Here is a 9,103-nt window from a genome sequence, read left to right as displayed (position 1 = left end):
TCCTTATACTTTATAAGACTGATTATAGCACATTGGGGGAAAAGTCAAAAGAAAAAAGCCTTTGTGCTAACGCCCAACCGAAATTCATCTCCCCCTTATCGTTGGGCTACGCCCTTCACACGCTTGAAGAGGGAGACTTCTTTCGGAAGTAAGTTAAAAAGCCCAGTTGCCCTCACGGAAGACAGCTTCTTTTGAGCCATCTGCTTTAATGCCATCAATATTCATTTTGGCTGAGCCCATCATAAAGTCAACATGAGTAATACTTGTATTTAAACCGTTTTCCTCGAGTTCAGCTTTTCCCATTTCTTTACCACCTTCAATATTAAACGCATAAGCAGCACCTAAAGCTAAATGGTTAGAGGCATTTTCATCAAATAACGTATTGTAGAAAAGAATGTTTGTATTTGAGATTGGTGAATCATGTGGAACGAGGGCAACTTCGCCAATATAACGAGAACCTTCATCCGTTTCGATTAGACGTTTTAGCGTTTCATAGCCTTGTTCAGCTGTAAAGTCTACAACGGCACCATCTTTAAATGTTAAAGAGAAGTTATCAATGACAGTTCCACCATAATTTAATGGTTTTGTACTATGAACGACTCCATTTACACCCGTCTTTTTGGCTGCTGTAAAAACTTCCTCTGTTGGCATATTGGCAACAAAGGAATCACCATCTTTATTGACGCTGCCTCCACTCACCCATAAATGAGTTTCAGGTAATTCAATCGTTAAATCCGTTCCTTCACCTGTATAATGAAGAGCACTGTAATGTTTTTCATTTAAAATAGTCATCTTTTGATCAAGTAAAGCTAAATGAGCCTTCCATGCTTTAACAGGATTTTCTTCGTTAATTCTTGTAGCTTGGAATATTGCTTCCCATAGTTTTTCAATCGCTTCTTCATCATTTAGATCAGGGAATACTTTTTTCGCCCAACCTACTGAAGGGTTTGCGACAATCGACCAACTCACCTTATCAGCTGTCATATAAGAACGGAAACCTTCCATTGCTTTTCCACTTGCTTTGTTCGCATTAGAAACACGTTCAGGATCTACACCTTTTAAAAGGTCAGGATCAGCACCTGTAATGCTTAAGAAGGCAGCACCGTCTTCGCACATCTCCTCATACCCTTTTGCGATCCACTCAGGGTACTCTAAAAAGGTTTCATCTGGTGCAAGATTGTACTTCAGTCTAGTAATTTCTTCGTCGTTCCAATCGACATGCACGTTTTTGGCACCAATTTCATAAGCTCTTTCTGTCGCAAGTCGAACGAGTGGAGCGGCAAATAATGGAGCACGAATGACTAATGTTTGTCCTTTTTGAACATTGACACCAATTTCAACAGCTAAAGCGGCATACTTTTTTAATTTTTGGTCAAAAGTTGTCATGACTATCCCTCTTTTTCTTTGAATTTTCAATCTTTTTACATATGTAAGGCCAATGGATCGAAATTTTGAACGGATTACATTCTTATCCAGTTGAACCAATTAACCATTCTAGTCATTATTTTAACAAAGCTTAAAAAGAATAGCTACCATTCATGTTTTTATGTTATGATGTTTGTTATGCTTTAGTGAAATTCGTACCATAAGAGGTTCGCAAACTCCCTCTATAAAAAACTATACAAGATCACTTTGTACTTATATTGAAGTACTTGGTCTTATTTTTTTGGATATTTTTTAAGCGCTTTGATTTTCAAAGCAGGAGTGAACGGACGCTCTTTCTTCTAAAAATAAGGGGGAAAGCGTAATGTTAAAAGATGAAAAAGCTGTTGTTGTATTTAGTGGAGGCCAAGATAGCACAACCTGTCTCGTTTGGGCACTCAAAACGTTTAAGGAAGTGGCTACGGTGACCTTTGATTATGGACAACGACATCGAGATGAAATTGAATGTGCAAAGGAAATTGCAGATGAGTTAGGCGTTTCCTTTAAAGTATTAGACTTGCAGCTCATTAGTCAATTATCGGCTAATGCATTGACAAGGGATGATATCGAAATTGAAGCTGGTAAAGACGGGGAACTACCTTCTACTTTTGTTGAAGGTAGAAATCATTTATTTCTCTCTTTTGCAGCCATATATGCCAAACAAATCGGTGCGAGACATGTTGTAACTGGAGTATGTGAAACCGATTTTAGTGGTTACCCAGATTGTCGTGATAGTTTTATTAAATCATTAAATGTCACCTTAAACTTAGCGATGGATCATCAGTTTGTGATTCATACGCCGTTAATGTGGTTAGACAAAAAAAAGACATGGCAATTAGCAGATGAATTAGGTGTGCTTGATTTTGTTCGAAATAAGACATTAACGTGTTATGAAGGAGTGAGAGGGGAAGGCTGTGGAAAATGTCCAGCCTGTCAATTAAGAAAGAATGGTCTTGATTTATACCTCGAAGAAAAAGGGGAGGAATTATCATGATCTATAATTACTATCCTCAAGTTCCACATTCATACCGTTATGAGTTAAATAAAGATATGCACTTATCTGCGGCTCATTATATTGATAATGATTTAGCTGGGAAGTGTCAAAAGGTTCACGGTCATACGTATACGATAAATGTGACGATAGTGGGCGATGCACTCGATAAGCTTGGTTTTTTAATTGATTTTAAATTAATTAAAGACCAAATTCATAAAAAATATGATCATTCGATTTTAAATGATCATCCTGATTTTAAGGGGAAACATCCAACAACAGAAGTCGTAGCTGAAACGATAACGACAGAGATCAACCGGTTTTTAAAACAACAAACAAATCAGCCAAAATGTATTCAAACGATCGTGCGCGAAACACCGACAAGTTATGTTGTCTACCGTCCAAAGGCGAGTGAATTAGAATGAAAAAAATTCCGGTAATGGAGATTTTCGGGCCGACTATTCAAGGTGAAGGCATGGTCATCGGACAAAAGACGATGTTTGTGCGGACCTCGGGCTGCGATTATAGCTGTTCGTGGTGTGATTCGGCCTTCACATGGGATGGAACCGGGAAAAGTACGTTGATGACAGCAGAAGCGATTGTCGAGCAGCTTCAACAAATCGGTGGCGATAACTTTTCTCATGTAACGATCTCAGGTGGGAATCCAGCCTTGCATAAAGGTATTGCGGCACTAGTTGATTTATTAAAAGAGAAACAGATACAAACAGCGATCGAAACACAAGGTTCGATTTGGCAAGATTGGTTATTGGATATTGATGAAGTTACGATTTCACCAAAACCGCCAAGTTCGAAAATGGAAACCAATTTGGAAAAATTAGATGAGATTATTCATAAATTATCCGATCGTAACATTAGTCTTAAAGTCGTCATTTTTGATGATGTGGACTTTGATTATGCTGAAACCATTCACAAGCGTTATCCAGACGTACCCTTTTATTTACAAGTGGGGAATGAGGATGCAAAAACGGAAGAGAATCACAACTTATTACAGCAACTTTTAAATCGTTATGAATGGTTAATTGAGCGAACGATTGATTCGCAAGTAATGAATGATGCAAAAGTTTTGCCACAATTGCACACACTATTATGGGGCAATAAAAGAGGCGTTTAGGAGGTTTTATTAATGAGTGGTCGAAAAGATTCAGAATTAGATGGTGTGACATTATTGGGAAATCAAGGCACGAGCTATGAGTTCAGTTATAACCCAGGCATTTTAGAATCCTTTGATAATAAACACCCAAACCGAGATTATTTTGTTAAGTTTAATTGTCCGGAATTCACTTCACTATGTCCAAAAACAGGACAACCGGATTTTGCAACGATTTATATAAGTTATATTCCAGGTGAAAAGATGGTTGAAAGTAAGTCATTAAAGCTCTATTTGTTTAGTTTCCGTAATCACGGAGATTTCCACGAGGACTGCATGAATATTATTATGAATGATTTAATAGAGCTCATGGACCCACGCTATATCGAGGTATGGGGCAAATTTACTCCACGTGGTGGTATTTCCATCGATCCATATACAAACTATGGAAAGCCAGGAACAAAGTATGAGGAAATCGCGAATTATCGTTTAATGAATCATGATTTGTATCCGGAGAATATTGATAATAGATAATGGTGGCTTACTAGCTGTTTTTTTGTTACTTTCTCTTTAAGTTCAATGCAGTGAAAATAAGCATCGCTTTCTTTTATCCGCTAGTTTCGGTCATGGTTTTATTGATTTTTACAAAGGATTTATCGCTTAATAAATTGAAAGCATAAAAACACCGCTCCTTCACAACAAAATGTGTGAAGGAGCGGTGTTTTTTGCTGCTTCATATTTTAATAATCATAAACATGACGCAATGTGATTAATTCATATTCTTCCATATACTGTTCAAAATACTTCATTACTTCATCCACATAGTCTTGACTTTGATTATAGGCAAATAGCGCTTTTTCATAGTGACCATCCGCTGCCCCGTGGTCAGCCAAATATTTGGCGGCAGAATGAGTAGCGTCTACAATATTAAACGGATCGGCAATTCCATCACCATCACCATCTACGCCGTAGCCCCCGTGTTCTGCAATTAAAGAAAGCTCCGTAATGTCCACTTCATCTTCAATTTCACCGAGTGAACCACCAGGATATGTCCACCCAACCCATGTACGAGGCATAAATTGAAAATGGCCTAATGCTCCTACTGGGCTTACAAGAGGGTCCATCGTAGAAAAGATTGTTTCCACCCGGTGAACCGAGGCTAGTAACTCCCAAGGGATATCATATTCATCTGCTGCCTCAGTGTAGAGTTCAAGATAATCCTCAGGAATTTGATGTTGGCTAATCAAGCTACGATAACTAAGCTCTCGAATTTTATCCGTAGGTGTCATGATTAATACAACGACCAAAAGAACTAAGAAGGAGAAGAAAATGAAGAATATCTTTTTTAACATTCAAAACGACACCCTTCTATTCATCCTCTCAACATTATAACGGACAAAAACCCGAATGGAAATCCCTTTTAACGGATTAGAACATAATAAATAAGGGATGGGTTTAATTTCCTCTCATTTCTTCAGCAATTTCATGTAAAAGCTCTTGATACACCTCTGGCTTTTCTAAATCGGTAGGTTTCCAATTTTTTTTGATCCATGCTAATAATGCTGGCGGAGTGTCAAAAATTCGTCCGCTTGTATCCTCCTTTTGAATCATATAACGCTGATTATCGGTATCAACAGTTATTAAACTACTGTTATGTTCATCTTTGTGCTGGACAAAATATTCCATGATCCACCTCCTTTATCACTAGGATGAAGGAAAGAGTTTATTTTTATACACAAATAGTAAAAATTGGGTTGAAACATTTTACTTAATCCATAAAACCTTATACAATATAGGACGGTAAACAAAAGGGGAATGGAAAAGGAGCAAGAACATTGATTGATTTAAATTTTGAAAAATATAAAGAATTTACATTAAAGCCACTCAAAATAGTTAGAGAAGAGCAAATACAATATTGGACCCATTATGTAATCCAGTTTGAGTCTAATGACCTACCTGATGATCTGATGGAACCAGAAGCTTTATTAATCGTAAATCAAGATAAGGAAGTGCTTCAAGTGGTTCTTTTAGAAGAAGGGTGTGATTGTGCCAAGTATCAATTTACAGAAAGTGAAAAAGAGCAACTGATTAGTTGGTTTCAAAATCAAAATCTATAAAAAAATGAAGGTACAGTACAATAAAAGTTGCACCTGGACAACAGATTAGTTATTTGAGGGTATAAAAGATAGAATGACAGGCTTTTTTTATAAGATTTTTTTAGCAAAAAAAGAATAAATAACCTGCTGAAATAATACGGTTTATATGTCTAATTGGGGGGAGATGTTTATATCTGCTAACATAATTGTTGTTTATTACCCGATAAGAGAATAAAGGACAAACTATTGGAGAATATCTAGTGTTTTACGCAAAAATCTTATTTTTTCAGTGGGTTTAAATAAGTATTCTTTTTTGTCAGAATTAACGAAGTAAACAAACTTTTTGTGCTTGTTTGTAAATAGTGAAAAAAAGTTACGAAATTAAGAATATTTTATGACAAATCACTAGATTTTCAGAAAAAAAAGATTTACACTCTAATAGGATGATTAAATTCATTTACAAGGGTTCAAAATGTAACAAAAGTCGTAATTTGAAAAATCGTTAGACAAATCTATGAATTTGGATAGATAACCTTTGAGTCATCCACTTATTCATGATAAAATGTCAATGAAAGCGTTATTTTATTCAACTTCTGATGATTTGACTTAAAAGTAACTTAGGAGGTTTTTGTCACATGTCCAGCAAGGAGAACAAACCAAGTGAGTCATGGAAAGGGTTTCATGGTCCGAACCTTGGCGTTGCGATTGAACTTTATGAGGAGTATACAAAAGACCCAGATGCGGTTGATGAAGAGCTTAGAGCACTCTTTGATACGTTAGGTCCGCCACCATCGTCAAATGACGAAGAAAGGTTCATTGCAGCAGAAGTTCCAGCAGTTAAACAAACTGTAGGAACGGACATGATGAGGAAGATTGTTGGTGCTGTGAAATTAGCAGATACCATTCGAATGAAGGGACATTTGGCTTCTGACATTCATCCGATTCAAAAAGAATTTAAAAATGAAGAATTGCTCCAGTTAAGTCGTTATGATTTAACAGAAGCAGATTTAAGACAAGTACCTGTAGATATGCTCTGTCCTAATGCTCCTTCTTATGTGAAGGACGGTTTTGAAGCGATTGAACATTTAAAAAAGGTCTATACCCAAACGGTTGCCTTTGAATTTGGACATGTTCAAGACGAAGAGGAAAGAAATTGGTTATATAAGATGGTTGAATCTGACTTATATTTACCGAATTTATCGACGCAACAACGAATTAATTTATTAAAGCGATTAACACAAGTAGAAGGATTCGAAAAATTTATTCATCGTACATTCGTTGGGCAAAAACGATTTTCTATAGAAGGTTTAGATGTTCTCGTACCAATGCTAGATGAAGCCGTTCGTGAATCTGTTCATGAAGGGACAGAAAACATTATGATTGGCATGGCCCACCGTGGACGTTTAAATGTATTAACGCACACATTAGGTAAACCTTATCATATGATTTTTTCTGAATTTTTACATGCACCTAAAGAAGACTTATCGTCTGAAAGTGCGACAGGAATTAACGGTTGGACAGGTGATGTGAAGTATCACTTAGGAGCCGACCGCCAAATTAAGGAAGAAAATACTGTTGAAGCAACAGTCACACTAGCGAACAACCCAAGTCACCTTGAATTTGTAAGTCCGATTGTCGAAGGTTATGCAAGAGCCGCCCAAGAAGATCGTTCAAATAAGGGTGAACCCGTTCAAGATACTTTAAAAGCGTACTCCATTTTAATTCATGGTGATGCTGCTTTTCCTGGACAAGGAATTGTAACTGAAACTTTGAATTTAAGTCGCTTAACAGGGTATCAAGTTGGTGGCTCATTACATATTATCGCCAACAATAATATTGGTTTTACAACGGAAACGTATGATTCTCGTTCGACTACATATTCAAGTGACCCGGCTAAAGGATTTGAAATTCCAATCCTTCACGTAAATGCTGATGACCCTGAAGCATGTATGGCCGCTATTCATTTAGCATTCCAATATCGTAAACGTTTCAAAAAAGATTTCTTAATTGACTTAGTTGGTTATCGTAGACTAGGTCATAATGAAACAGATGATCCATTTGTGACTCAACCTGAAACGTATAGTCGAATTAAAAAACATCCAACTGTACGTGCCATTTATGCGGACTATTTAACAGAGCAAAAAGTGATTGAAAAAGGGTACGGAAGTGATTTGGATAAGGAAACATTGGAATACTTACGTACTGAGTATGATAAGGTAGCTTCAAAGAAATCTGAGCATGATGTAAAAATCTCGCAACCGGACTTTATTGTAAACGGGTTACCGAAAGTTAAGACGGCTGTAGATTTTGATACATTAAAGCAGATCAATGAAGATTTATTAAAGTGGCCAAATGAATTTAAAGTGAACGATAAACTAGGCAAAATACTAAAAAGACGTTTAGATGGATTTGAAGAGGGTGGAAAGATCGACTGGGCTCATGGGGAAGTCTTAGCCTTTGCATCGATTATTTCTGACGGTACGCCTGTTCGTCTATCTGGACAAGATTCAGAGCGTGGTACATTCGTACAACGACATCTTGTCTTACATGATAAAGACTCTAATGAACTTTATACGCCATTAAAAGAACTTGAAAGTGCGAAAGCATCCTTTGCTGTCTATAATAGTCCATTATCTGAAGCGGCAGTGGTTGGGTTTGAATACGGTTATAATGTCCAATCTCCTGAGACTTTAGTTTTGTGGGAAGCTCAGTTTGGTGATTTTGCCAATGGAGCACAAGTGATGTTTGACCAGTGGATTGCGGCTGGACGTGCAAAATGGGGGCAAAAATCAGGCCTTGTTGTTTTATTACCTCATGGTTATGAAGGTCAAGGGCCCGAGCATTCAAGTGGCCGTGTGGAACGTTTCTTAGTCTCAGCTGCTGAAAACAACTGGACGATTGCAAACTGTTCATCCGCCGCTCAATATTTCCATCTTTTACGTCGTCAAGCGGCGATCTTAAAGAAGGATTCGGTTCGTCCACTTATTATTATGACGCCAAAGAGTTTATTAAGAAATTCTTATGCTTCTTCTGATGCGAAAGTCTTTTCTGAAGGCGAATTTTTACCTGTGCTTGAACAGCCTGGCTTAGGTGAAAAAGCTGATAAAGTAGAACGTATTCTCTTATGTAGTGGAAAAGTTTCGATCGATTTAGCAGAACGGATTGACAAGAAATCAGATGATGAGAATTGGGATTGGCTTCATATTGCTCGTGTGGAGGAACTATATCCGTTCCCTAAACGTCTAATTCGTGAATTATTTGCTAACTATAAGAACTTAAAAGAAGTTATTTGGGTTCAAGAAGAGCCAAAAAATATGGGAGCTTGGCCGTTTATGGAGTCACGCATCCGTGATATTACACCAGAAAATGTGAATGTTAGTTATATTGGAAGAACATTCCGTTCAAGTCCTGCTGAAGGAAATCCAATTGCCCATAAGACAGAGCAAGAACGCATCATTACAGAATCTTTGACTCGCAAAAAATAAG

At 37.3% G+C, this 9,103-nt stretch carries 9 protein-coding genes and 1 riboswitch; of the genes, 6 read left to right on the top strand and 3 right to left on the bottom strand.

Annotated features, from left to right (window positions below; translation table 11 throughout):
* Nucleotides 1–153 precede the first annotated feature (153 nt).
* Nucleotides 154–1,386 carry an aminopeptidase gene (locus BALCAV_RS02860; protein WP_003321666.1) on the bottom strand — a complete coding sequence of 411 codons (1,233 nt, stop codon included), beginning with the start codon at nt 1,384–1,386 and terminating at the stop codon, nt 154–156.
* Nucleotides 1,387–1,583: 197 nt separating this feature from the next.
* A riboswitch (PreQ1 riboswitch) is annotated at nt 1,584–1,627 on the top strand.
* A gap of 120 nt (nt 1,628–1,747) precedes the next feature.
* Here BALCAV_RS02860 and queC point away from each other — a divergent pair.
* The 4 genes from queC to queF are packed head-to-tail and all read left to right on the top strand — an operon-like array spanning nt 1,748 to nt 4,055.
* On the top strand, nt 1,748–2,416 hold the full coding sequence (gene queC / locus BALCAV_RS02855; RefSeq protein ID WP_003321667.1) for a 7-cyano-7-deazaguanine synthase QueC: 669 nt from the start codon (nt 1,748–1,750) through the stop codon (nt 2,414–2,416).
* The gene (gene queD / locus BALCAV_RS02850) at nt 2,413–2,838 is read left to right on the top strand and encodes a 6-carboxytetrahydropterin synthase QueD (protein WP_003321668.1); all 426 of its coding nucleotides are present in this window, start codon (nt 2,413–2,415) and stop codon (nt 2,836–2,838) included. Before queC ends, queD begins: the two co-directional genes overlap by 4 nt.
* A complete protein-coding gene (gene queE / locus BALCAV_RS02845; protein WP_003321669.1) occupies nt 2,835–3,545 on the top strand; it encodes a 7-carboxy-7-deazaguanine synthase QueE in 711 nt (236 codons plus the stop codon). Before queD ends, queE begins: the two co-directional genes overlap by 4 nt.
* A gap of 12 nt (nt 3,546–3,557) precedes the next feature.
* On the top strand, nt 3,558–4,055 hold the full coding sequence (gene queF / locus BALCAV_RS02840) for a preQ(1) synthase (protein ID WP_003321671.1): 498 nt from the start codon (nt 3,558–3,560) through the stop codon (nt 4,053–4,055).
* Nucleotides 4,056–4,261: 206 nt separating this feature from the next.
* On the opposite strand, the gene BALCAV_RS02835 is transcribed toward queF, so the two are convergent.
* Both BALCAV_RS02835 and BALCAV_RS02830 read right to left on the bottom strand, forming a co-directional pair.
* Nucleotides 4,262–4,873, bottom strand: coding sequence for a lytic transglycosylase domain-containing protein (locus BALCAV_RS02835; RefSeq protein ID WP_003321672.1), 612 nt, complete (start codon nt 4,871–4,873; stop codon nt 4,262–4,264).
* A 103-nt stretch (nt 4,874–4,976) separates the two neighbouring features.
* On the bottom strand, nt 4,977–5,207 hold the full coding sequence (locus tag BALCAV_RS02830; protein WP_003321673.1) for a hypothetical protein: 231 nt from the start codon (nt 5,205–5,207) through the stop codon (nt 4,977–4,979).
* A 149-nt stretch (nt 5,208–5,356) separates the two neighbouring features.
* Here BALCAV_RS02830 and BALCAV_RS02825 point away from each other — a divergent pair, with 149 nt between their 5' ends.
* Together BALCAV_RS02825 and BALCAV_RS02820 are read left to right on the top strand one after the other, a co-directional pair.
* Nucleotides 5,357–5,638 carry a hypothetical protein gene (locus tag BALCAV_RS02825; RefSeq protein ID WP_003321674.1) on the top strand — a complete coding sequence of 94 codons (282 nt, stop codon included), beginning with the start codon at nt 5,357–5,359 and terminating at the stop codon, nt 5,636–5,638.
* A gap of 614 nt (nt 5,639–6,252) precedes the next feature.
* The gene (locus BALCAV_RS02820) at nt 6,253–9,102 is read left to right on the top strand and encodes a 2-oxoglutarate dehydrogenase E1 component (RefSeq protein ID WP_003321675.1); all 2,850 of its coding nucleotides are present in this window, start codon (nt 6,253–6,255) and stop codon (nt 9,100–9,102) included.
* The last annotated feature ends 1 nt before the right edge of the window (nt 9,103 follow it).

This window comes from Alkalihalobacillus alcalophilus ATCC 27647 = CGMCC 1.3604 (assembly GCF_000292245.2).
In the GTDB taxonomy this organism is placed as follows: Bacteria; Bacillota; Bacilli; order Bacillales; family Bacillaceae_D; genus Alkalihalobacillus; species Alkalihalobacillus alcalophilus.
Note: the sequence above shows the minus strand (reverse complement) of the source record. Positions and strands in the feature narration are given on the sequence as shown.

What these genes read in the sequence shown, in the direction of transcription:
- BALCAV_RS02860 (WP_003321666.1), bottom strand. Translation starts at nt 1,386, where the DNA reads ATGACAACTTTTGACCAAAAATTAAAAAAGTATGCCGCTTTAGCTGTT.
- BALCAV_RS02830 (WP_003321673.1), bottom strand. Translation starts at nt 5,207, where the DNA reads ATGGAATATTTTGTCCAGCACAAAGATGAACATAACAGTAGTTTAATA.
- BALCAV_RS02820 (WP_003321675.1), top strand. Translation starts at nt 6,253, where the DNA reads ATGTCCAGCAAGGAGAACAAACCAAGTGAGTCATGGAAAGGGTTTCAT.
- queE (WP_003321669.1), top strand. Translation starts at nt 2,835, where the DNA reads ATGAAAAAAATTCCGGTAATGGAGATTTTCGGGCCGACTATTCAAGGT.
- queD (WP_003321668.1), top strand. Translation starts at nt 2,413, where the DNA reads ATGATCTATAATTACTATCCTCAAGTTCCACATTCATACCGTTATGAG.
- BALCAV_RS02835 (WP_003321672.1), bottom strand. Translation starts at nt 4,873, where the DNA reads ATGTTAAAAAAGATATTCTTCATTTTCTTCTCCTTCTTAGTTCTTTTG.
- queF (WP_003321671.1), top strand. Translation starts at nt 3,558, where the DNA reads ATGAGTGGTCGAAAAGATTCAGAATTAGATGGTGTGACATTATTGGGA.
- queC (WP_003321667.1), top strand. Translation starts at nt 1,748, where the DNA reads ATGTTAAAAGATGAAAAAGCTGTTGTTGTATTTAGTGGAGGCCAAGAT.